Raw genomic sequence first — 23,853 nt, 5'->3', positions numbered from 1 at the left:
GATGTTTAAAGACGAAATCATAATTTTATCGTTTGCTAGTGTAGTCATATCGGTTATTTTGGTTATTTTATTGTTTTACTTAATGATTCGTAAAACAATTGAAAATAACCGAAGTAGAAAAATTAAAGTGATCAAAGACGAGATGAATCCAAAATTATACGATTTTTTAGTAGAAGGAAATGTTGTTCGTAGCCTTCAACCAAATACAACACTTAAAAAAATCGCTTTAGAGGAATTGCTTCTTCGGTATTCCGAAACCATTGAAGGTGAAGGAGAAAGGCAAAATATACAGAAATTAGCGGAACTTCATTTAAAAAATTATTATCGTAAAGGTTTAACCAGCCTGATATGGAGTAAGCGAATGAATGCCTTGTTCCACATCGAAGACTTAAGAGTGAAAAGTCTGACTGAAGATGTAATAAAAGCATTGCAGTCAAACAGGATGACAAATGAAGAATTGATATTAGCCTTTCGAATTTTAGCAAGTTTTGAGTACTCCGATATTTTTCCATTACTTCAGTCAAAATGGGATAGGCTGACTGAATATGATTTTCGGTCCATCCTTTCACGCCTAAGTGATTCCATGTTTGAATCCTTTATTCTTCAATTTCATCATTGTCCAAATGGAATGAAATTTGCCATTCTTGAAGTCATTAGTATAAAGCGGGATTCCAACTATATTAATTTTTTAGAAACGACCTTTTCTAAAGGGGAAGGAGAGCTTCGTCTTCGTGCTTTAAAATCAATATCATCAATTGGTTATTGTTCAAATGTGAAGCTTTTTCTTCCTTTAGTACATTCATCTGTTTGGCAGGAAAGAATGCTTACAGCAAGAATTCTTGGGAATTTGAGAGAAAAGGAACATATTCCTCTTTTAAAAAAACTACTATCAGATCGAGTTTGGTATGTTCGTTATCAAGCTGGGCAGTCAATTATGATGTTTCCAAATGGAAAAGAAATTCTTCGAGAAATATGTGAAACCTCAGTCGATCCGTTTTCTAAGGACATGGCATCAGAATGGATATACAAAGGAGAAATATAGAAGATGGATACTCTCTTTTTTCACAGCCTAGCTTATTATTTTACATGGTTTTTTGCTATCTATATGGCGGTGGTCATCCTTTTTTATTCATTTATTTTCTTTCAGTCCATCCTCCAGCTTCGGAAGGAGTACCGCCTCAATCGGGAGCAATTATTTCATGATACGATGAATGAAATTAATATGAAACCAATCTCGATTCTTGTTCCTGCTTATAATGAAGAGCTGGGCGTTGTTCAAAGCATTCGATCATTACTCGCAATCAACTATCCAAGCTTTGAAGTTGTTGTGATTAATGACGGTTCGAATGACCAGACGCTAGAAAAAGTAATTGAGCATTACGATATGGTAGAGATTGAAAGAGCGATTCGCAAGCAAATAAAAACGGCACCCATTCGAAAATTATATCAGTCTAAAATTTATCCTGAACTTTTTCTAATCGATAAAGAAAATGGTGGGAAAGCGGATGCTCTCAATGTTGGGTTGAATTTTGCCCATTATCCTTATTTTTGTTCTTTAGATGGAGATTCTGTTCTAGAACGAGATGCCTTTTTAAAAGTAATGAAACCTATTATTGACTCCAATGAAGAAGTGGTTGCTTCAGGAGGCAGTGTTCGCATCGCAAACGGTTGTGATATTCGTGGCGGCCACCTAGTTAAGGTTGGATTATCAAAAAATCCATTAGTGATGATGCAAATTATTGAATACTTAAGGGCATTTTTAATGGGACGAATTGGACTCAGTAAACATAACCTCCTGCTAATTATTTCTGGGGCCTTTGGAGTTTTTTCGAAAAGCTTGATCATCGAGGCGGGTGGATATAACCCCAATACGGTCGGAGAAGATATGGAGCTTATCGTTCGTGTTCATCGCCTCATTAAAGAAAAAGGTTTAAAGAAAAAAGTGGTTTATATTCCTGATCCAGTTTGTTGGACAGAGGTTCCAGAAAGTTGGAGATATTTGCGCAGACAAAGGCGTAGATGGCATCGAGGTTTATTTGAAAGCCTTTGGACACATCGCAAACTAACCTTTAATCCTAAATATGGATTAATCGGTCTCGTTTCATTCCCATATTTTTGGATTATCGAGTTTTTTGGACCAGTTGTCGAACTCTCAGGTTATCTTTTTATCGTGATCAGTATTTTTGTTGGTGGAGTGTATATCGAGTTTGCCATTATCGTCTTTTTATTATCCTGCTTGTATGGGTCGTTATTTTCCATGACGGCAGTCCTGCTTGAAGAATGGAGTCTGCGAAAATATCCAAAGGTTTCACAAATTATGATGTTATTCCTTTATTCGATAACCGAATCACTTTGGTATCGTCCTTTAACTGTATTATGGCGAATTGAAGGAATTTGGCAGCAAATGATCGGTGACAAGAGTTGGGGAGAAATGAAGCGAAAAGGTGTATCCCGATGAAAATTAAATTTAAGGGGCAAAAGCTCTTAATTCTTTATTTATTTCTGTTCATTTTAATCTTAACTAGTCCTTTTTGGTTATGGACCTTTAAGGATTCTAAACTATTGAATGTATTAATCATTGATAAAACAGTACCTAGTACGGATTTTCGAGAACACGAGGGCTTTGTTTGGCTGTTAAATAATGAAAAATATGTAAAAAAGAATAAACAAGCTTATTCAGTTCAACAGGATTATGTTGGATTTAAACCAGAAAGAAATAAAACCTTTAAAATAGAAAACCTCCCGGAAAACATGAATCAATACGACCTTATTTATTTAACAGATCTGTATGGTGTGTATAAAGAGGAATTTGAGAATTCAAATCAAAGTGGAGAGCGTTCTGAGCAGGTATACGGTGGCCTCACAAACGATGAAGTCGAAAAGCTAGATAAGACACTTCTGACCTGGGGAAGACGTTGATTGCGGAGTTTAATACCTTTGCAAGCCCTACTGAAGAAGAAGCAAAGGAAAGAATATCTAATATTTTAAATCTTTCTTGGAGCGGATGGATTGGACGTTACTTCCCGGATTTAAATAGTGATGAGGTCCCTTCATGGGTAATCGAAAACTATGAGAAATTTCACGGTACATGGAATTTAAAGGGTGATGGGATTGTATTTGTTGATAAAAATGACTTTGTGTTCGTGTTGTCAGGTAGTGAGCTAAAGGAAAATGAACGAGCTCCATTGTTTACTTTAAGTAAACAAGGAAAGGAAAAATTTGATCTAGATGAGTCGCAACATTATGAGTATTGGTTCGATATAGTTGAGGCCAGAAATCGTGACGAGGTTTATGCGAATTATAAACTTCCTGTTACTAAAACTGGAAAAGAAAAAGTAGCACAATATGGGATACCGGAAAGCTTTGCTGCCATCATTCATCATCAAAATAGAAAATACTCCACTTATTATTTTGCAGGTGATTTTTCCGATGAGCCTGAGATACCTGCCATTTATCAATCGGAATTACTTACGTTCTGGAAAAAGAACTTTACCCTTAAACCAACCTTTTACTGGAACACATATGTTCCCATGATGAAAAAAATATTGGCTGAGGGACTTTATAAGAAGGGTGAAGACAAAGAATTAATAGAAGTGCTTGAAAAGGATGGAATAAAGACCAACAGTGTTACGACAGAATCAACAATCCAGGTTCTAAAAAATGGAAAATGGGAGGATATGCTAGTAAAGGGAGTAAACATGGGAATTGCAAAACCTGGATATTTTCCTGGTGAAGCGGCTATAACAAAGGCAGAATACTTACGATGGTTTCAAGCAATCGGAGACATGAATGCCAATACAGTTCGTGTTTACACGCTTCATCCACCAGCTTTTTATGAAGCGTTTTACGAGTATAACCAATCCGCAAAAAAGCCACTTTATTTAATTCATGGCGCATGGGTTAATGAGGAAAAGTTGGTTTCAAGTCAAAATGCATTTTCCAACGATACAACTGAAGATTTTCAAAAGGAAATTAAAAAGGTTATAGATGCCATACATGGAAATGCACAAATACCAGATAAAGCTGGGCATGCCTCTGGTAGCTACACCTGGGATATTTCGAAGTATGTCTTAGGGCTTCTGATTGGGATCGAGTGGGACCCGGAAGCCGTCTTGCATACAAATCAACAGAATCCTGATCAAGCTATATATACAGGAGTATACTTTAATACGAAGGACGCAACACCCTTTGAAGGCTGGCTAGCACGGATGCTTGATTTTACAACACAGTATGAATCTAATCAATATCATTGGCAACACTCGGTTAGCTTCTCAAACTGGGTAACCACTGACTTACTGGAACATCCAAAAGAGCCTTTAGAGAGTGAAGATCTCGTGTCCGTTGACCCAAATCATATTGTTAAAACGGAAAGGTTTAAGGCAGGTTTTTTTGCCTCTTATCATATTTATCCGTATTATCCTGACAGTTTAAATCTTGATGAGACGTATACGAACTACCGTGACAGTGAGGGCAAGAAAAATAACTATGCCGGTTATTTACATCAGCTTATTAAAGCGCACAAGCTTCCTGTCGTAGTAGCAGAATTTGGGGTTCCTTCTTCCCGTGGTCTTACACATAAGAATGTTTATGGAATGAATCAAGGAGCTTTGTCAGAAAAGGAACAAGGTCAAATTAACCAAAGACTGTTCAAATCAATTGTTGCAGAAGGCTATGCAGGTGGAGTTGTATTCTCTTGGCAGGATGAGTGGTTTAAGCGAACTTGGAATACAATGGACTACGATGATCCAAATCGTCGCCCATATTGGTCAAATGTGCAAACGAATGAACAGCATTTTGGACTACTTGGTTTTGATACGGGTAAGCAAGGAAAGACGATGTATGTGGATGGAAATGATGGTGACTGGACTCGAAATAACATCAAGCCAATCTATAGTGATGAAAATAGAACTGGATTGCTTCAAAAAGCTTACATTCACGCTGACGAAACAAATGTATACGTCCGACTTGATTATAATGAAAAGATTGATTGGGATGTGCAATCGACACACTTACTGTTTGATACCATTACGAATCAAGGGCAAATGAATATCCCGTTGAATGATTCGAAAAAAATTAACACAAATATTGGTGTCGACTTTCTTATTAATCTGTATGGAGAAAAGGAATCAAAAATATTAGTCGATAGCTACTACGATCCATTTTATTACCAATACGGTCATCAGCTTCATATGATTCCAGAAATAGCAGGAACAAATGAAAAGAATAACGGTATGTTTAATCCAATCCGATTAGCGTTAAATAAAAAGCTTGAAATACCGGATAAGGGGATCAATATTAAGTTTCAGGATGTTGAAACAGGAAAGCTTCTGTATGGAAATGGTAATCCTGATTCAGAACAATATCAATCACTAACAGATGTCAGTATAAGCAAAGATCAGAAAATGCTTGAAATGCGGATTCCATGGCAGCTACTCAATGTGAAAGATCCCAGTCAGCGTTTAATAATGAGTAATATTTGGGAAAAGGGTATAGAAGGGGTAGAAAAAACGGAAGGAATCAGAATTGGGATTGTAACCAATAAAAAGGATGGTTCCATCCAAACCTTTCCTACGTTAAGTGAAAGCAATTTAGATCAAAAGGATGCGTATTTGTTTCAATGGAAGGAATGGGAGCAACCAAGCTACCAAGAAAGATTAAAGGAATCTTATTTCATCATGAAGGAAACATATGCTAACAGTGGAAAGTAATTAATGGGGAATGATCAATCAGATCATTCCCGAATTGTCGAGGAAGGGTATTTGCACCTTCTACTCCAACGGTGGGAAATTCAAATCGCGCGGACAATGAGTGCGTTATTTTCCTAAATATCTTCTTATATGGTATTGTTCCGGACATTAGATGCGTTATTTTGCAAAAAATAACGAAAATAGGGTGCCAAATCGCTAAATAAAGGCTTCTATGTCCGATAGAAAGAAAAATGAACGCTTTTATGACAAATAGCGTATCCTATGTCCGCCTACCACCATACTACCGCGGTGAACTAAAAAAGTAATAGACTGTCGTGAGTTTCTCGACAGCTGAGGGAATGGTCAATTAGACCATCCCTTTTTCTGGAAATAACCTCCAGATTAAAGCGATGGGTTACTGAGGATAATGATAGGGTAACCAATTTATCCTGGAGGGTGTAAAAATGCTGAAGAAGATTTTGCTTTCTGCGTTTGTCTTGTTTATGTCTATGCCTGTTTTCTCAAAGGCTGAAATAACAATGTTCAAAGAACCGCCTTTTGAATTTTACAAGGTTTCAGCAGGTGATTCTTTTTGGTTTATTGCACAGCGATATGGACTAGATTATAAGCAATTAATGGCACTTAATCCAAATGTCCAGCCATATAATATGCATATTGGTGAAATCATTCGCTTGAAACCGTCTGCAGAAAGCCCAAGTACATTCCAAAACCAAGTGGCACAGTTAGTGAATGCTGAACGTGCTAAGCATGGTTTAAAGCCGCTTGTTCATCGCGCAGACCTAAAAAATGTTGCTCAGAAAAAAGCAGAAGATATGATTAACTCAAATTATTTTTCCCATACCAGTCCAAACTATGGTTCACCCTTTGATATGATGAAGACATTCGGTATTTCTTACTCAAGTGCGGGTGAAAATATCGCAAAGGGTCAAACCACACCGGAACAAGTAATGAATTCATGGATGAATTCTTCAGGTCATCGCGCAAATATCTTAAACTCAAGCTACAATACTATAGGTGTTGGCTTCTATCACGGCGCTTGGGTTCAAATGTTTATTCAATCTCGTTAACAAAAAGGTCTGATTCTCCTAAGGAGGCTCAGACCTTTTTTCATTTTTTCAACGCTCCTTAACTTTAAAGTCAATTTTTTTAAAATACGTGCATAAATTAAGTGGGATGAACTTGATTGAGCGGATCAGATAGAGGACAAAGTTAGGGAGAAGAGGCGGATGCACGTGAATAAAAGCGTATATGATCAAACTTATCGATTTTTTAAAACCAAAATACTGATACTGATATTCCTAACGGCTGGACTGATTGTTGCCATCCATTTTTATTTAAAAAGCCAAATTAAGATTGAGGCACCAGAAGTGGATTTAGGCCGGAAGGTAATTATTCAACTACCAACCAGTGAAGAACTCCAAACCTATGAAAACTTGCTTGTTGAAAGGGACGGGAAGCTTTATTACGATGGTGAAATCAATACGATTGATGTAACAGATGGAGTGGTTGTCATTCAGGATTGGAAGTGACAAACAAGAGGGAATAAGAGGGGGTAGTCCAAATAGCACATTTTTTTAAGCTCGTCGGAAATATACTTGAAGTTTGAATTAATCGTGTTAAAATCATTTAGGAGACTACTCCACTTTTTTTTTGGAATTTATTCTGGATAAAATAAGTGAAACTTTTCTTGGTTTAGAATCGTCTAATAATAGGTAAACAAAATACGGCACATTAATGAATAATTCACCTGTTAAGTTTCCAACTCCTAAATAATGTGATATCGTATTATACATTCATTCAGCTTACTAGTAATAATCGAGGTGTAATCAATGAAAAAGTTTTTAACAGCTCCAAAAAAACTACTAAGTGGATCGCTTTCTTTATTCTTCTTAGCAGTTATTCTGTTTTGGATCAAAACGTATGCAGCCTACCTAATAGAATTTGATTTAGGAATCGATAATAGGATACAAAAATTCTTATTGTTTATTAATCCTTTAAGCTCTACCTTGCTATTTTTAGGAATTGCGTTATTGTTCCGTAAACGTGGACAAAACGTAACTCTTATTATTGTGAATTTTATTCTGTCCTTCCTTTTGTATGCAAATGTTGTATATTATCGCTTTTTTAGTGATTTTATTACAGTCCCAGTTCTTTTGCAGACAAAAACGAATGCCGGTCAACTTGGAGATAGTGTTTTGTCACTAATGTCTCCTTGGGATGTATTTTATTTTACCGATACTATTCTATTAATCTTGTTTTTAGTATTTAAAGTAGTTAAACCTTTACACGGGAACAATCGACGTCCTGCTGCCTTTGTACTTGCCGCTGCCGTTATTGTTTTCTTGTTTAATCTCGGCTTAGCAGAAAAGGATCGTCCTGAACTGTTGACTCGTTCTTTTGACCGAAACTACTTAGTTAAATATTTAGGTGCTTATAATTTTACAATCTATGATATTGTTCAAAATGCCCGCTCATCAAGTCAACGAGCGATGGCGGATAGCAGTGATATTGTTGACGTCGAAAACTATATAAAAGCAAACTACGCTGCTCCAAACCCAGCATACTTTGGTCAGGCTAAAGGGAAGAACGTAATCTATGTTTCGATGGAATCACTTCAGTCCTTTATCATTGATTATAAAATTAATGACCTTGAAGTAACACCATTCTTAAACTCTTTAGCACATAGTGGTGAGGCATTTTATTTTAATAACCTATTCCACCAGACTGGACAAGGAAAAACATCTGATGCTGAATTTATGATGGAAAACTCACTTTTCCCAATGTCACAGGGATCTGTCTTTGTGAATAAAGCGCAGAATACTTACCAGGCTATGCCAGGGATTTTAAAAACCCAAGGTTATACATCAGCAGCATTTCACGGAAACTATAAAACATTCTGGAATCGAAGCGAAATTTATAAAGCCTTTGGTTATGATAAATTTTTCGATGCCGAATATTATGATATGAGTGAGGAAAACACCAAGTATTATGGAATGAAGGATGTCCCATTCTTTGAAGAATCAATTCCTTTATTAACAAGTTTAAAACAACCTTTTTACTCTAAATTTATTACGCTATCAAACCATTTCCCATTTGGAATGGATGAGGGTGATACAGATTTTCCAAAAGGTGATTTTGGTAACAATGATGTTGTAAATAGTTATTTCCAATCTGCTCATTATATGGACCAAGCGTTACAAAAATTCTTTAATGATTTAAAAGCTGCTGGTTTATACGAGAATACGATTATTGTCCTTTATGGTGATCACTATGGTATATCAGAAAACCATAATGAAGCGATGTCAAAAGTACTCGGTAAAGAAATCACTCCATTTGAAACTGCTCAATTGCAGCGTGTTCCAGTGTTTATCGTGGCACCAGGTGTTAAAGGTGGAATCATCAATTCATACGGTGGACAGGTGGACGTTATGCCAACTGTATTACACCTTTTGGGAATCGATACGAAGGACTATTTGCAAATGGGTACAGATCTTTTATCACCAGATCACAACCAAACCGTACCATTCCGTAATGGAGACTTTGTATCTCCAGAACTTACGAGTGTTGGTGGCAAAATATATAACAATGCAACAGGTGAACTAATTGATACTGAATTAGATAAGGAGTTATCTGATCAGGTTAGTACAAGACTTAAAATATCTGACGAAATCGTTACGAAGGATTTATTAAGATTCTATACTCCTGAAGGATTTACACCAATAGATCCAAAAGATTATCAGTATGTAAAAGGAAAAGATAGTAAATAAGACGGAAACGAAAGGGAGGACTAATGTTCAAAAAGGACATTAGTCTTCTTTTTCTTTGCCCCAATTTCTTGTATACTAATGAATAACCGTGAAGGAGGGCTAGCCGTGAGTCTATGTAATTTAGATCATTCACTAGAAGATGTCAGAAAAAAGTTTGAGTCTCAAAGGAACTTTCTATCTAGCGAAGTATGTGAGTTGTTTGCAGATTTTTTTCGTGAAGAACACTCGCAAGAGATATTAAATGATGTGTTTCATCTGTTGAAAAAATATGATTTAGTTTCTGAGGAAGAACGAGAAGCACGAACCAACCGGCTTTTGCTTATTCTAAAAAATGTATAATCGAATGAAAAAGGAGCAAAATCTACCTCAGTTAATCCAGGGGGATTTAGCTCCTTTTGGCTTTTATATAAGAGAACTATTCTATTAACGTATTAACGGTATTCTGCTCCATCGAAGGAATATAGAGCTGATAATGATTTTTTCCATTATGCTTTGCTCGATACATAGCAACATCTGCTTTTTTTAATAGAGTCCCCATATCCTCACCAGCAATAGGATAAATGCTAATACCAATACTCGCGGACACGTTTAATTTATACTCTGCAACTATAAACGGAAGGTTGAAAGCTTTAACTAGGTTTTCAGCAAGCAGTTGCAGATAAACATATTCATTAACATTTGGTATAACAACGGCAAACTCATCCCCACCAAGTCTAGAGACAAAAGCAGTTTCTTCAAAAAAACTTGTAATCCGTTCTCCAACTCCCTTTAAAAGGAGATCACCAATTTCGTGTCCAAGTGTATCATTTATATGTTTGAATCCATCTAAATCTACGAACAAGAGGGCTAGACGGCTATTATCCTTTTTAGCACTTTTTAAAGAATCTCGTAAATAGTTTTCAAAATGCCGCCGGTTTGGTAGACCTGTCAAAAAGTCAAAATTTGCGAGTTGGTTTACTATATCTGTTGCCTCTTTTTGTTTTGTAAAATCGCGAATGTTGAATACTATACCATTAATATGTGGGTCCGCTAAATAATTTGTGAAGACAACATCACACCAGCGCGTACTTCCATCCCTGTGTCTCAATTTAACTTGATTACGGATTGATTCGATAGGATTTTTAATGATCTCCTCAATCATATTACACCAATAAAGGTGATCTTCGTTGTCAAAGAATGACTCTAAATTGGCTCCAATCGCATCAAAGGAGGGAAAGTCGAGTACTCGTTCGAAAGCCGGATTTAAATAGGTGATCTCTCCGAATTGATTCATAATACCAACGATATCGTAACTGTTATAGGTTATTGCACTAAGCTGCTTATCCTTTTGAGCAAGCTGAAATTCGATTTCTTTTTTTCTGTTATATCCTCTTTTAATGCTACAAATTGATAGGGTTTCCCTGATTGGTCTAATAACGGAGTAATAATTAATCGGACCCAAATAATTTTTCCGTCTTTTCTTTTGTTTTTGAGATCTCCTCGCCAAATATTACCTGACAGAATGGTATCCCACATGTTTTTGAAAAAATCATTTGAGTGGAATTGTGCATTAAATACTCTTGAATGACCACCAATTATTTCTTCAGGTTTATAAAGAGTTAAATCAAAAATATTCCGATTTCCATACAATACATTTCCATTGATGTCCGTTATAACAACGTTCATTGCTTGATCGACCGCATAAACTGTTTTTTCATTAATTAATATTTGTTGTGGATTTAATTCTTTCCGTTGATCCCATTGTTCATCAATAATTCCATGAGAAGAGTGTACCTGTAGGTCTATTTCAGGAAGTTTTGTTCTAGTTACTTCGTTTACATTTTTATCGGTTGCATCGTTGTGCTTCATTGTTTTTCTCCCAAGTATGGTATTCTAATATTCAGTTTACATGAATGTAATTATGATAAAAGTAAATTATTTTTACTTTTATTGAATAATATTTGAACGTTTGGAACTTCAGAAGGGAATGAAAATAAGTGAATAATTCGACAATCTTCGGGGTTTCTTTGCTGACAAACCTAGATTCGTTTGCTATAATATGAATGATTTCGAAACTGAATAATCTACATGTAGGGGAACTGGTTAGGCCAGTTGAGATATTATCCGCAGATAATGACCCTTTGAACCTGATCTGGTTAACGCCAGCGGAGGGAACATATCATTACAAAATAATTTTTGTTAGTATGCGCCCAGGAGATATTCCTAGGTGCTTTTTTGTTTTGAATCACTGTTCTTTAGGTTGATACATACAGGTAGATACAAATAAAAGGAGGATAAACATGAAGAAGTGGCTAGGTCTCTTGCTTGCAGCTTTGTTAATAACAGGTTGTAGTGCGGAAAAGAAGGAAGATGCGAAAGCTGATAAAGAAAGTGGAAAAGAGCTTAAAAAAATTAGTGTGGTGCTGGATTGGACTCCAAATACAAACCACACTGGATTGTATGTGGCAAAGGAAAAGGGTTACTTTAAAGAAGAGGGACTTGATGTTGATATTATTATGCCTGGTGAAGCAGGTGCGGATCAGTTAGTCGCGTCTGGTAAATCACAATTTGGGGTTGGCTACCAAGAAGGCGTAACACAGGCTCGAATTCAAGGGGTTCCACTTGTATCAATCGCAGCCGTTATTCAGCACAATACGTCCGGCTTTGCTTCTTTATCTGAGAAAAATATTGTATCTCCGAAGGATTTTGAAGGAAAATCATATGGCGGCTGGGGATCACCTGTTGAAAAATCCGTGATTGATTCACTTATGAAAAAGGAAAATGCAGATGTTAATAAGGTGAAAATTGTCAATATTGGTGATGCCGATTTCTTTACAGCGGTTAAGAAGGATATTGATTTTGCTTGGATTTATTATGGTTGGACGGGCGTTGAAGCAGAGTTACGTGGTGAAAAAATCAACATGATGTACTTAACGGATTACTCCGATAAGTTAGATTATTATACACCAGTGTTGACGACAAATGAAAAAATGATTAGCGAAAATCCAGAAGTAGTTAAAGCCTTTTTAAAGGCAGCAGCAAAGGGATATGAATATTCAATTAATAACCCAAGTGACGCTGCGGATATTCTTATTAAAGCAGCTCCAGATTTAGATGCTGACCTTGTGAAAAAAAGCCAAGAGTGGCTCGCACCTAAATACAAAGACGATGCAGCACGTTGGGGTGAACAAAAGCTAGAAGTTTGGGAAAATTATGCATCATGGATGTTTGAAAATGGTCTTTTAGACAAGGAATTAGATGCTGATAAAGCATTTACGAATGAGTTTTTACCTGAATAGGAGGAATAATGATGGCTAATGCTCTCGTGAGTATACAAATTATACCAAAGACGGCGAATGGGGAAGATGTCATTCCTTATGTAGATGAAGCAATCTCGATTATTCACGAATCAGGTGTAAAATATGAAGTTCATCCTTTAGAAACAACGATGGAAGGTGAACTCTCACTGTTGTTTACCATTATTGAAAAAATGAATCAGCGCATGATTGAAATCGGAAGTAGAAATGTGATCTCTCAAATAAAGGTACTTTATCAACCGGAAGGAATTACGATGGACACCTTGACGGAGAAATATCGATGAAACGAAACAATAGATTAATGAAAGGATGGAGACCCGTTGTGGTTCTCCTTCTTTTGTTCTTTTTATGGGAAGCTTTAGTTAAACAATTGGACGTTGAAGAATGGCTTCTGCCAGCACCGTCAACTATTTTTGTCGAAGCCTACCATGGTTGGAATAATTATTTTCCAGATTTACTTTCAACCGTAACGATTGCGGTCGAAGGATTTGCTGTTAGTGCTGCAATTGGATTAATCGTGGCCATTCTTCTTCAATTAGTTCCGTGGATTCGGGACGCGGTGTATCCACTCCTTATTTTATCGCAAAATGTTCCGATTATTGTCCTAGCGCCACTATTAGTTATTTGGTTTGGTTTCGGGTTGATGCCGAAGTTAATTGTCATTACGTTAATCTGCTTTTTCCCGATTACTGTGGCAGCGCTTGATGGCTTTAAACATGTTCCACTGTCACATCGTCACTATATGTTAATGGCAGGGGCATCTAAATATCAATTATTTTGGAAGCTGGAATGGCCCTATGCTCTTCCTTCCATTTTTTCTGGATTAAAAATATCCGCTACCTATAGTGTAATGGGAGCGGTTATTTCTGAATGGCTCGGAGCTGAAAAAGGAATTGGTGTGTATATGACGCTGGCTTCGTCTTCATTTCGAACGGACAAGGTATTTGTTGCAATATTCTCGATTATGCTCCTTAGTTTGTTGTTTTTTGCTGGGATTATTGCCTTGGAAAAATATATTATTCGTTGGCAGGGCAAAGGTGGTGAAGTGGATTGAGCCATTTATCAGTCAGTCACATTACGAAAAGCTTTGAACAAAACAAGGTATTATCCGACCTAACTTTTTCTATCGCTCAAGAAGAATTCGTCTCGATTCTAGGTCCCTCTGGAAGTGGTAAGAGTACCATTTTTAATTTGATTGGTGGAATATTAATCCCTGAAATGGGGGAAATCATCCTTGATGGCAAAAATATTAATGGGAAGCGCGGTTCAATCAGCTATATGCCGCAGACACCTGCCCTTTTGCCATGGCGTACAGTCTTAGACAACGTTCTATTAGGGAGTGAGCTACAAGGAAAAAAGGATCGTAATCAAGCGGTTGAAATGTTAAATAAAGCTGGCCTAAAGGACTATGTATACGCTCGACCTCATGAGCTCTCTGGTGGGATGAAACAGCGTGTGGCATTTATTCGTGCATTATTGAGTCCGCAGTCACTTATTCTTTTAGATGAGCCCTTTTCTGCGTTAGATGAACTAACGCGGTTAGAGATGCAAAAATGGCTCATGTCCATTTGGGAAGAGAATAAACGGACAGTGTTATTTGTGACCCATTCGATTGAAGAAGCGTTATTTTTGTCTGATCGAATATACGTTTTATCAAATAGACCTGCTAATGTTGCAGCAGAATTCAAAGTACCTTTCAAACGACCTAGAAAGCAAGAGCTGCTGTTACAAGAAGACTTCCTAAAATGTAAGCGCGAGATTTATTATACTCTAACGTAAAAGGGAAGTGGGTAGATTGGAAAAAATACTCGATGCACATATTCACTTAGATCAATATGAAGATGCTGAAATTGCTGCTATGTCAAACGTGAAACAGATAGAAGGAGTCATCTCAGTTTCAATGGATTTACCATCCTGTAAAAGAAATCTAAAATTGTCACAGCTCTATCATTTCGTTAAGCCAGCTTTCGGTTTTCATCCTGAGCAGCCTCTACCAACAGATCATGCGCTTTCTGAACTCCTATTCTGGATGGAAGTGAACAAAGATAAAATGGTTGCAATTGGAGAAGTCGGGCTACCATTTTTTATGCGTGCAGAGAATAAAATTTCACCGAAAGAATATGAACGGTACATCGAATTATTAGAGATGTTTGTGAAACAGGCGAAAATTTTGGATAAGCCGCTCGCATTACATGCAGTTTATTCTGATGCTCCAATTGTTTGCGACATACTTGAAAAGTATTCCGTTACCAAAGCGCATTTTCACTGGTTTAAAGGTGATAAAAGAACCATCGATAGAATGATAGAAAATGGGTACTTTGTTTCGATTACGCCTGAATTGGTAATGAACGAAGAGGAAAGTGTGAAATTGCTTGATGCATTTCCATTGAATCAGATTATGCTAGAAACGGATGGTCCGTGGCCGTTTGAAGGTCCTTATTCCAGGAGACGCACTCATCCCATAATGATTATAGATGGTCTAAAAAAAGTATCAGAACGAAAAAAGATTTCACTTAAAGAAGCTACAAAGCAAATATACGATAATACACATAAATTTTATGGAATTTAAGTTTATTGTCCGATTTTATTTACAAAAAAACACATCCCAGTTTTCGGCTTACTTACTGGGATGTGTTTTTTTATGATTGTTTTGGAATGACTTTTTCAGCTCGAAACTCTGAGGTTTCAATTTTTTTGTAGTCAAGTTGATCGGGGTCTAAACCATTTCCTAATGATCCGAATAATTTACCCTGCTGCAAATCAATAAGATTTTTCTCTTCAAGATAGATTCTTGGTGTCTTGACCAGTGTGATCATCGCCTTTAAATAGGACATTTCATGATAGCGCTCGGGCCACATTTTCTTAATCTGATCTCTTACTAAGGGGTAATATTTAGGGTTCATACTAGGGAACATATGGTGTTCTGTATGAAGTGAAAACTGATAGTGTAGTACATCCACCCATTTTGGCACCGTAACAGTTAGACTGTTTGCTAGAGGGTCATTTGTTTCGGTTTGTGGATTCAAGTTATGGTTTGTTGCGATATAGCTGCTGACAATGAAATTCGCAATCATTGCTGGTATTAAATACGCAAAAATCCACTTCACAGGTCCAATTAAAAAGATTAAACCAATCCATGATACCCACGGTAATAAAAATTGTATCCACACAGATGGCTGCTTAGCTGGGTTAAAGTCTTTAATAAAACGAATAAACATTCTAGTTGAATGTGTATTAAAATTAATAAATAGGAAAAGCACATAGAGAATCGAACGGAATACTTTAGGAATTCTGAATAAAGATCGTAAAACTGGGTTCTTTAATATAACCTCAGCGGTAGCCCATGTATCTGGATCCTTTTCAGTATGTTGTGTATGAACATGGTGGGTGCTGTTATGCCATTTACGCCATAATAATGGACCAGTTGTAAATGGGAAAAAGCAGATCGCGCCGATAAAATTACGAAGCTTCGCATGTCTGACAACTGTACCATGTAAAACCTCGTGACCTAAGAAACCGATCCCTGCAAAACTTAGTCCAATAACGATTGAAAGCAATAAATTGAACCATATATTCAACTCAAATAGACTGATTGAAACAATAGAACTAATGATTATGATTAAATAAGCGACGCCCCCTAATAACCTAGAAGGTACTGGCTTAAAAGCTTCTTCAGGTAAATGTGGTGAAATTTTTGCTGCATACCATCCAAACGATTGAAATTCTTTCATGTGTAACTCCTTTCGATATTGAAAAAAAATATTCATATTGATGCAAATAGGCTAAAACTGTGCTGTGATGTATACAGCAGACGTTTACAATGTATGTACGATGTAAATACAAGTAACCCGAACAACTCTTTAATAGTAACACATCCAACGACAACATCAAACCTTTTTTTAATACCAGCTCATAATAGTTAGTTTTAAGGTGTGGTACGATTTTTATCTGCACTTGTTTTCTGTCATATCTTACCCAAATCTATAAATTCCTACCATTTCATTTCCTATGAAATTTGAGCTTTTTGTATAATTTTTATGTATAATTTTATCTGTTTTCATTATTCTTAGATAATGTTTTTAATACTTAGTGTTCGTTTAACGGTCATAATAGAAAAAGCTGATTCAAATGCGTTTTAAGCAAATGAATCAGCTTTACAATAATGATTTAACCCAGTACTAAGACCGTTCGACCTCGAGTTTCTCCTTTTAAAATAGAAGAAAGTGTTTGTGGCAATTCGGCAAATGTCACCTCATGCTTGATTCTTTCAAGAACATCAGGCTTCATATCAGTCGCCATTCGTTCCCATATCTTAATCCTCGTTTCCATAGGACAATAAACAGAATCAATCCCTAACAAGTTGACGCCGCGAAGAATAAATGGAAAAACTGTAGTTGGGATATCTGTACCACCAGTTAAGCCGCTTACTGCGACGGATCCGCCGTAATTGATCTTGCTAAGAATAGCCGCTAATGTTTTTCCGCCAACGGGGTCTACTGCTCCAGACCAGAGTTGTTGATCCATCGGCTTTATTTTCTCACCAATAATTTCATCTCTTGTGACAATTTCCTTCGCGCCAAGTTCTTTTAAATAATGATGTTCAGATGCTTTTCCAGTGCTAGCTACGACATGGTAGCCGCGTTTAGCAAGAATGGCTGTAGCGATGCTTCCAACTCCTCCTGTCGCCCCTGTGACAAGAACCTTTCCTTGTTGGGGTGTTAATCCGCTCTTTTCAAGCTGGTATACAGAAAGTGCTGCCGTGAACCCGGCTGTACCATAAATCATGGCTTCCTTTAAGGTTAGTCCTTTTGGCAAAGGTACAATCCAGTCAGCTGGTATCCTTGCATATTCGCTAAAACCACCAAAGTGAGATACACCAATTTCATAGCTAGTAGCGATAATTTCATCGCCTTCTTTGAAGCGCGAATCACTAGAGCTGACTACGACACCAGCTAAGTCAATTCCAGAAATAAAAGGATAGGAGCGAACAATTTTCCCATTCGGTATACTAGCTAGACCATCCTTGTAATTTACACTTGAATATAGAACCTTGACAACAACATCACCGTTAGGGAGGTCATCTAACGAAATCGTTCTTGTATCTGCTGAAAAAACATCATTTGCTTTATCTACTACAAACGCTTTAAATAATTTTTCCATCTTTTATAACTCCTCTCAACCTTAAGAAGCTCTTTAATGTTTCGCAAACCTAAGATAAATCATAGCAAAAAGTGGACGAGTTTGGAAAGGATATCAACCTTATTAATATGAAAATATTTAGAACTATAAGTGGTGCGGATTTATTTTAGCCTATTGACCACAACGTTTATGATCCTGATTCAAAATGGTCAATAAAAGGGACTAATTGACCAAACCAATGTCTCAACTTGATTCAAAGTGGTCAATAGAAGTGGTCTATTGACCAAAACGAGTTTCAACTTGATTCAAAGTGGTCAATAAAAGTGGTCTATTGACCAAAACGAGTTTCAACTAGATTCAAAGTGGTCAATAGATGTAGTCTATTGACCAAACCAATGTCTCAACCTGAATCAAAATGGTTAATAGAAGTGGTTTATTGACCAAAACGATGTCTTAACCTGAATCAAAATGGTCAATAGAAGGTGTCTATTGACCAAAACGAGTTTCAACCTGAATCAAAGTGGTCAATAGTATAGCCATGTTACACTGCTGCCACTTATATTTTCAAACTGCATATTATATTATTCTGATTTTTGCTCAGAGTACTCTTCGAAAAAGGGCTTGTTCACATAATGGTACATCCATCCCATAAAAAATCCACCCCCAATTAAATTGCCGATTGTTACCAGGATGAGGTTATGGATGGTACCAGTCATTGAAATGGTTCCAGGGTGGTTTAGGACTAAGGCAATAGCAAAGGTACACATATTGGCAATACTGTGCTCATAGCCAGAAATAAAGAAACAAAACACGAACAGGACCATCGCAAACATTTTTGCTCCATCACCTTTTAACGCCATAGGGATGAAAAAAGCCAGACAAACTAACCAATTACATAGAATCGCCCGAAAAAACAATTGTGTTGTAGGTGCATGCATTTTTTTTTCAACTACACTTAGTAAAAATCCGTTAACATCTGCATCATTGAAGAGCCCAGTAGTATAAATGGCGAAAGCAAAAAGTGCAGCTCCTAAAATATTGCCGAAATAACTTGTCACCCATATTTTTACAACCTCATCCCAACCAATCTTTTTCCGTAGTGCAGCATACGTGAAATAAAAAGTATTACCGGTAAATAAGTCACCTCCACCATAACTAATAAGAATAATAGCTGCTCCAAAGGTTATTGCTGCCAGTGGATAGGTTAGAGGAGAGTGTTCCAGGTAGAAGAAGTTTCCTGTTTTGAAGGCAACAATGACACCAAAGCCAATGAACATACTAGCCAACATGGAGCGAGAAATAAATCGAATTTTACTCTGTCGAAAGATCTTTTGTTTTTTGAGCGCTAAATGCTCAATTTCAAGGAGCGGCTTAATTTCCATATATCTTCCACCCATCATCTTATTTTCTGTTCAGCAATTAATTTTTACTTATTATTGGTTCAGTATTCATTTAATGGGATGGAAGAAAGATTTTATAAATAAAAAGTTGAGCTTAAGATGGTTATTGGTTTTTAAGCGGTTTGTTGATTGGAGCACCTAAAGCGGAAATCAACTGATAAATTTAAAAAGCCTAATAAAAAAGAACTCGGTATCAACCGAGTTCTTTAAATCAACTATTATAGTTTAAATGAGCTTTTCAAAGACACGATTAAGTTAAACACTGGTTTTTCTTCTGTTGAATGTTTGCTGTCAACATTAAAATAACCATGGCGGAAAAATTGAAACTTATCTTGTGGCTTAACGTCCTTCATGTTTGGCTCAATGAAGCCGTTGATGATTTGTAAAGAATTCTCGTTCACATAATCTAAGAATGTCTTTTCTTCATTATCTTCATTTTCTTCATTGTTGATTTCTGCATCCAAAATCAGTGGTTCATAAAGTCGGAATTCAGCCGGGATGGCATGCTTGGCATCAACCCAGTGCAGGGTACCTTTTACTTTGCGACCTGTAAAGCCAGTACCACTCTTTGTTTCTGGATCATATGTGCAACGAAGTTCAATGACATTTCCAGCTTCATCTTTTATAACTTCCTCACATTTGATGAAGTAGGCGTGCTTTAAGCGAACTTCGTTTCCAGGGAAGAGACGGAAATATTTTTTAGGTGGTTCTTCCATAAAATCATCTTGTTCAATATAGATTTCACGAGAGAATGGAATTTTTCGCATCCCCATTTCTGGAACCTCAGGATTGATTTCAGCATCTAACCATTCAACTTGATCTTCCGGGTAATTTGTAATAACTACCTTCAACGGGCGTAATATTCCCATTGTTCGCGGAGCTTTTAACTTTAAATCTTCCCGTACGAAATGCTCTAGCATGGCAGCATCGACTGTACCAAAGCTTTTTGATACTCCAGTTTCGCGTACAAAAGCTGTAATCGCTTCTGGTGTGTATCCTTTTCTTCTTAATCCAGAAATCGTCGGCATACGTGGATCATCCCAGCCATCAACATAGCCTTCATCTACGAGTAATTTCAGTTTTCGCTTACTCATGACAGTATTTGTTACATTGAGTCGACCAAATTCTGTTTGCTCTGGTTTGTTTTTTGTTTCACATTCTGCAATGACCCAATTATATAGTGGACGATGATCTTCGAACTCTGTTGTACAGAGGGAATGGGTTACACCCTCAAAGGCATCCTCAAGTGGGTGAGCAAAATCATACATTGGGTAAATGCACCATGTATCCCCAGTATTATGATGGGTTGCGTGTGAAACACGATATAATACAGGATCGCGCAGATTTAAATTAGGCGAAGTCATATCGATTTTTGCGCGAAGAACCTTTGAACCGTTATCAAATTCACCGTTTTTCATTCGCTCAAATAAATCAAGATTTTCTTCTACCGAACGATTTCGATATGGACTTTCTTTACCAGGCTCTGTCAACGTGCCACGATATTGACGGATTTCCTCTGCAGATAAATCATCAACATATGCTTTCCCTTTTTTTATTAAAAGAACAGCACAGTTATACATTTCCTCGAAGAAATCGGAAGCGAAGTATAGATTGTCCCACTCATACCCGAGCCATTTAACATCTTCCTTAATGGAGTCAACGTATTCTTGATCTTCTTTTAATGGATTGGTGTCATCGAAGCGTAGATTTGTTTTTCCCTTGAATTCATCTGCAAGCCCGAAGTTTATCACGATTGATTTTGCATGTCCGATATGTAGGTATCCATTTGGCTCTGGAGGAAATCGAGTAATGACATGATCCCGTTTCCCTGATTCTAAATCTTCTTTAATAATACTTTTAATAAAGTTTGAGGTGTTTGAGTCCAACCTTATCAACCTTTCTTTTATGTACATTTTTACTTATTTTATATGTATTTTTACTAATTTTCCACTGTCTAATATTAATCGTAATAACTGATAAATACAAGGCTTCTGACGTGGATGAAACATAAATTGTCCATGGGGCCATATTTTTAATTGTAACATGTCTTATTTTCGAATTAATGATATTGATTAAATCTGAATATTCTTTATAATAAGAGGTAACTGATGTTAGGTTTTATTACATTATGTGTGATGTTTTTAACCGAGAGAACTCTATTATTAATAGATTAGGGGAAAAATGATGAAATTAACCTCAAGGGAGATGGAGAAGCTGATGATTGTTGTCGCGGCAGATTTAGCCCGGCGCAGGCAGCAAAGGGGGCTTAAGCTTAATTACCCGGAAGCGGTCGCAATTATTACATATGAGATTTTAGAAGGGGCAAGGGACGGGCAAACAGTGGCTCAGCTCATGCAATACGGAGCAACCATTCTTGGAATCGAGGATGTGATGGAGGGGGTCCCTGAAATGATCCCAGATATTCAGGTGGAAGCAACGTTTCCAGATGGGACGAAATTAGTGACCGTTCATGACCCAATTCGATAATAAGGAGGAAGGCTGATGATACCTGGAGAGTACTTATTGAAAAAAGAACCCATTATTTGTAACGCTAATAAGATAGCTGTCTCACTTAAAGTAATGAATCGAGGCGATCGACCGATCCAAATCGGTTCGCATTTTCACTTTTTCGAAGTCAACCAAGCTTTAGTCTTTCAGCGCGACCAAGCCTTTGGGATGCACTTAAATATTCCGGCAGGTACTGCGGTTCGGTTTGAACCCGGTGATGAAAAGGAAGTGCAGCTCGTTACTTTTTCTGGAGAACGGACGGTTTATGGTTTAAATAACAAAACAAACGGTTCAACGGTACGGGAGGGGAAATGAATGAGCTTTAAAATGTCTCGGCAGCAATATGCTGACATGTTTGGTCCGACCACGGGTGATGCGGTACGGCTTGCTGACACCGAACTATTTTTAGAAATTGAACAGGATTATACGATTTATGGTGACGAAGTAAAATTTGGCGGTGGCAAGGTGATTCGGGATGGGATGGGGCAACATCCAATTGCAAGCGGAAACGAAACCGTCGACCTAGTAATAACCAATGCAATCATTTTGGACTATACCGGGATATATAAAGCAGATATCGGAATCAAGGATGGCTTGATTGCCGCTATCGGCAAAAGCCGGAAATCCGCTGTTAATGGACGGGGTGAATATTGTAATTGGAGCAGGTACCGAGGTCTTGGCAGCTGAAGGAATGATTGTAACTGCAGGAGGAATTGATGCCCATATTCATTTTATTTGTCCGCAACAAATTGAAACAGCTTTGTCATCAGGAATAACAACGATGATCGGTGGAGGCACAGGCCCAGCGACTGGAACAAACGCAACGACTTGTACACCTGGTGTTTGGAATATTCATCGGATGCTTGAAGCTGCTGAAGAGTTTGCGATGAACATCGGATTTTTAGGGAAAGGTAATGCCTCCGATGAAGGCGTATTAATCGAACAAATTGAAGCGGGGGTGATCGGTTTAAAGCTGCATGAGGATTGGGGAACAACTGCATCTGCTATTGATACCAGCTTAAAGGTTGCAGACCGATACGATGTGCAAGTTGCAATCCATACCGATACCCTAAATGAGGGTGGGTTTGTTGAAGATACACTAGCGGCAATCAATGGTCGTGTCATTCATACATATCACACGGAAGGAGCCGGCGGTGGTCATGCTCCAGATATTATTAAGGCAGCAAGCTATGCGAATATATTGCCATCCTCAACGAACCCGACCCGTCCCTTTACAGTCAATACATTGGAAGAGCATTTAGATATGTTAATGGTTTGCCATCATTTAGACCCTAGTGTTCCAGAGGATATTGCGTTTGCGGATTCGCGAATTCGAAAAGAAACGATAGCTGCTGAAGACATTCTGCACGATTTAGGTGTGTTTAGTATGATTTCATCTGATTCACAGGCGATGGGACGTGTCGGCGAAGTTATTACACGGACATGGCAGACTGCCGATAAAATGAAAAAGCAGCGTGGAAAATTAGCACAGGATGGTGATTCCATAGGTGATAATTATCGAATAAAGCGCTATTTAGCCAAATACACGATTAATCCAGCCATCGTCCATGGGATCTCTGACTATGTTGGTTCAATTGAAGTTGGCAAATTGGCTGATTTGGTCCTCTGGAATCCGGCCTTTTTTGGAGTTAAGCCTGAGCTGATTTTAAAAGGGGGAATGATTGCTTATAGTGTAATGGGTGATCCAAACGCCAGCATACCGACGCCGCAACCATCGATGTATCGCCCAATGTTTGCTTCATTTGGAGCTGCAAAATATAAGACTTCTATAACGTTTGTGTCAAGTAGTGCTTATAATCAGGGAATTCAAAACAAATTAGCTTTGAAAAAAATGGTTAAGCCAATTTCAGGTACAAGAAGTATCACGAAAAAAGATATGGTTTATAACGGAGAGACGCCAAAGATTGACGTTGATCCGCAAACGTATGAGGTAAAGGTGGATGGCAAGTTAATCACATGTGAGCCAGCAAAAACTGTTCCGATGGCTCAACGCTATTTCTTATTTTGAGGTGAG

Annotated in this window: 21 protein-coding genes, 1 pseudogene and 1 riboswitch; of the genes and pseudogenes, 16 read left to right on the top strand and 6 right to left on the bottom strand. The window is 37.5% G+C overall.

Translation table 11 applies throughout. The features are described 5' to 3' along the window. Position 1: 1 nt before the first annotated feature. The 8 genes from RGF10_RS15875 to RGF10_RS15840 all read left to right on the top strand — a co-directional run bounded on the left by RGF10_RS15875 (position 2) and on the right by RGF10_RS15840 (position 9,814). The gene (locus RGF10_RS15875) at positions 2–1,042 is read left to right on the top strand and encodes a HEAT repeat domain-containing protein (protein WP_318503636.1); all 1,041 of its coding nucleotides are present in this window, start codon (positions 2–4) and stop codon (positions 1,040–1,042) included. A 3-nt stretch (positions 1,043–1,045) separates the two neighbouring features. After that, positions 1,046–2,458: a glycosyltransferase family 2 protein gene (locus RGF10_RS15870; RefSeq protein WP_318503634.1), complete on the top strand. Its 1,413-nt coding sequence runs from the start codon at positions 1,046–1,048 to the stop codon at positions 2,456–2,458. Further along, positions 2,455–2,919, top strand: a complete 465-nt coding sequence (locus RGF10_RS15865) for a hypothetical protein (protein WP_318503632.1) — start codon at positions 2,455–2,457, stop codon at positions 2,917–2,919. Before RGF10_RS15870 ends, RGF10_RS15865 begins: the two co-directional genes overlap by 4 nt. Beyond that, the gene (locus tag RGF10_RS15860; RefSeq protein ID WP_318503630.1) at positions 2,916–5,708 is read left to right on the top strand and encodes a glycoside hydrolase 5 family protein; all 2,793 of its coding nucleotides are present in this window, start codon (positions 2,916–2,918) and stop codon (positions 5,706–5,708) included. Before RGF10_RS15865 ends, RGF10_RS15860 begins: the two co-directional genes overlap by 4 nt. A 443-nt stretch (positions 5,709–6,151) precedes the next feature. Beyond that, positions 6,152–6,775 carry a CAP domain-containing protein gene (locus RGF10_RS15855; protein WP_318503628.1) on the top strand — a complete coding sequence of 208 codons (624 nt, stop codon included), beginning with the start codon at positions 6,152–6,154 and terminating at the stop codon, positions 6,773–6,775. A gap of 159 nt (positions 6,776–6,934) precedes the next feature. Beyond that, positions 6,935–7,237 (top strand): hypothetical protein, encoded by a 303-nt coding sequence (locus tag RGF10_RS15850; RefSeq protein WP_318503627.1) that lies wholly within the window; start codon positions 6,935–6,937, stop codon positions 7,235–7,237. A 300-nt stretch (positions 7,238–7,537) separates the two neighbouring features. Continuing rightward, positions 7,538–9,475: a lipoteichoic acid synthase gene (locus RGF10_RS15845; protein WP_318503625.1), complete on the top strand. Its 1,938-nt coding sequence runs from the start codon at positions 7,538–7,540 to the stop codon at positions 9,473–9,475. 105 nt (positions 9,476–9,580) lie between these two features. Then, on the top strand, positions 9,581–9,814 hold the full coding sequence (locus RGF10_RS15840; protein ID WP_318503623.1) for a hypothetical protein: 234 nt from the start codon (positions 9,581–9,583) through the stop codon (positions 9,812–9,814). 76 nt (positions 9,815–9,890) lie between these two features. Here RGF10_RS15840 and RGF10_RS15835 read toward each other — a convergent pair whose 3' ends face one another. Together RGF10_RS15835 and RGF10_RS15830 are read right to left on the bottom strand one after the other, a co-directional pair. Next, entirely contained in the window at positions 9,891–10,748 is an 858-nt protein-coding gene (locus RGF10_RS15835) for a sensor domain-containing diguanylate cyclase (protein WP_318503621.1), read from the bottom strand. A gap of 29 nt (positions 10,749–10,777) precedes the next feature. After that, the gene (locus RGF10_RS15830) at positions 10,778–11,323 is read right to left on the bottom strand and encodes a PAS domain-containing protein (RefSeq protein ID WP_318503619.1); all 546 of its coding nucleotides are present in this window, start codon (positions 11,321–11,323) and stop codon (positions 10,778–10,780) included. A gap of 213 nt (positions 11,324–11,536) precedes the next feature. Further along, a riboswitch (TPP riboswitch) is annotated at positions 11,537–11,645 on the top strand. Positions 11,646–11,754: 109 nt separating this feature from the next. Here RGF10_RS15830 and RGF10_RS15825 point away from each other — a divergent pair. From RGF10_RS15825 to RGF10_RS15805, 5 genes are read left to right on the top strand one after another with little or no spacing between them, the layout of a single operon-like run. Further along, entirely contained in the window at positions 11,755–12,753 is a 999-nt protein-coding gene (locus RGF10_RS15825; protein ID WP_318503617.1) for an ABC transporter substrate-binding protein, read from the top strand. Positions 12,754–12,764: 11 nt separating this feature from the next. Continuing rightward, positions 12,765–13,055 (top strand): thiamine-binding protein, encoded by a 291-nt coding sequence (locus tag RGF10_RS15820; RefSeq protein ID WP_318509503.1) that lies wholly within the window; start codon positions 12,765–12,767, stop codon positions 13,053–13,055. Further along, positions 13,052–13,825, top strand: a complete 774-nt coding sequence (locus RGF10_RS15815) for an ABC transporter permease (RefSeq protein WP_318503614.1) — start codon at positions 13,052–13,054, stop codon at positions 13,823–13,825. The genes RGF10_RS15820 and RGF10_RS15815 overlap by 4 nt, the downstream gene beginning before the upstream one ends. Continuing rightward, the gene (locus RGF10_RS15810; protein WP_318503612.1) at positions 13,822–14,550 is read left to right on the top strand and encodes an ABC transporter ATP-binding protein; all 729 of its coding nucleotides are present in this window, start codon (positions 13,822–13,824) and stop codon (positions 14,548–14,550) included. The genes RGF10_RS15815 and RGF10_RS15810 overlap by 4 nt, the downstream gene beginning before the upstream one ends. A 7-nt stretch (positions 14,551–14,557) precedes the next feature. Next, entirely contained in the window at positions 14,558–15,340 is a 783-nt protein-coding gene (locus RGF10_RS15805; protein ID WP_318503610.1) for a TatD family hydrolase, read from the top strand. 70 nt (positions 15,341–15,410) lie between these two features. Here RGF10_RS15805 and RGF10_RS15800 read toward each other — a convergent pair whose 3' ends face one another. The 4 genes from RGF10_RS15800 to RGF10_RS15785 form a co-directional block, all read right to left on the bottom strand. Further along, entirely contained in the window at positions 15,411–16,502 is a 1,092-nt protein-coding gene (locus tag RGF10_RS15800; RefSeq protein WP_318503608.1) for a Delta(10) desaturase DesB, read from the bottom strand. Positions 16,503–16,938: 436 nt separating this feature from the next. Beyond that, on the bottom strand, positions 16,939–17,931 hold the full coding sequence (locus tag RGF10_RS15795; protein ID WP_318503605.1) for an NADPH:quinone oxidoreductase family protein: 993 nt from the start codon (positions 17,929–17,931) through the stop codon (positions 16,939–16,941). A gap of 560 nt (positions 17,932–18,491) precedes the next feature. Beyond that, a complete protein-coding gene (locus tag RGF10_RS15790; protein ID WP_318503603.1) occupies positions 18,492–19,292 on the bottom strand; it encodes a formate/nitrite transporter family protein in 801 nt (266 codons plus the stop codon). A 236-nt stretch (positions 19,293–19,528) separates the two neighbouring features. Then, positions 19,529–21,223 carry a glutamine--tRNA ligase/YqeY domain fusion protein gene (locus RGF10_RS15785; RefSeq protein ID WP_412176634.1) on the bottom strand — a complete coding sequence of 565 codons (1,695 nt, stop codon included), beginning with the start codon at positions 21,221–21,223 and terminating at the stop codon, positions 19,529–19,531. Between the two features lie 271 nt (positions 21,224–21,494). Here RGF10_RS15785 and RGF10_RS15780 point away from each other — a divergent pair, with 271 nt between their 5' ends. From RGF10_RS15780 to ureC, 3 genes and pseudogenes are all read left to right on the top strand, one after another. Continuing rightward, on the top strand, positions 21,495–21,797 hold the full coding sequence (locus tag RGF10_RS15780; protein ID WP_318509500.1) for an urease subunit gamma: 303 nt from the start codon (positions 21,495–21,497) through the stop codon (positions 21,795–21,797). 15 nt (positions 21,798–21,812) lie between these two features. Further along, positions 21,813–22,133: an urease subunit beta gene (locus RGF10_RS15775; protein WP_318503599.1), complete on the top strand. Its 321-nt coding sequence runs from the start codon at positions 21,813–21,815 to the stop codon at positions 22,131–22,133. Continuing rightward, positions 22,134–23,847: pseudogene (ureC, locus tag RGF10_RS15770) on the top strand (urease subunit alpha). It begins immediately after the preceding gene. Positions 23,848–23,853: the final 6 nt, after the last annotated feature.

This window comes from Bacillus sp. T3 (genome assembly GCF_033449965.1).
In the GTDB taxonomy this organism is placed as follows: domain Bacteria; phylum Bacillota; class Bacilli; order Bacillales; family Cytobacillaceae; genus Bacillus_BU.
This window is presented reverse-complemented; position numbering and strand designations above follow the sequence as displayed.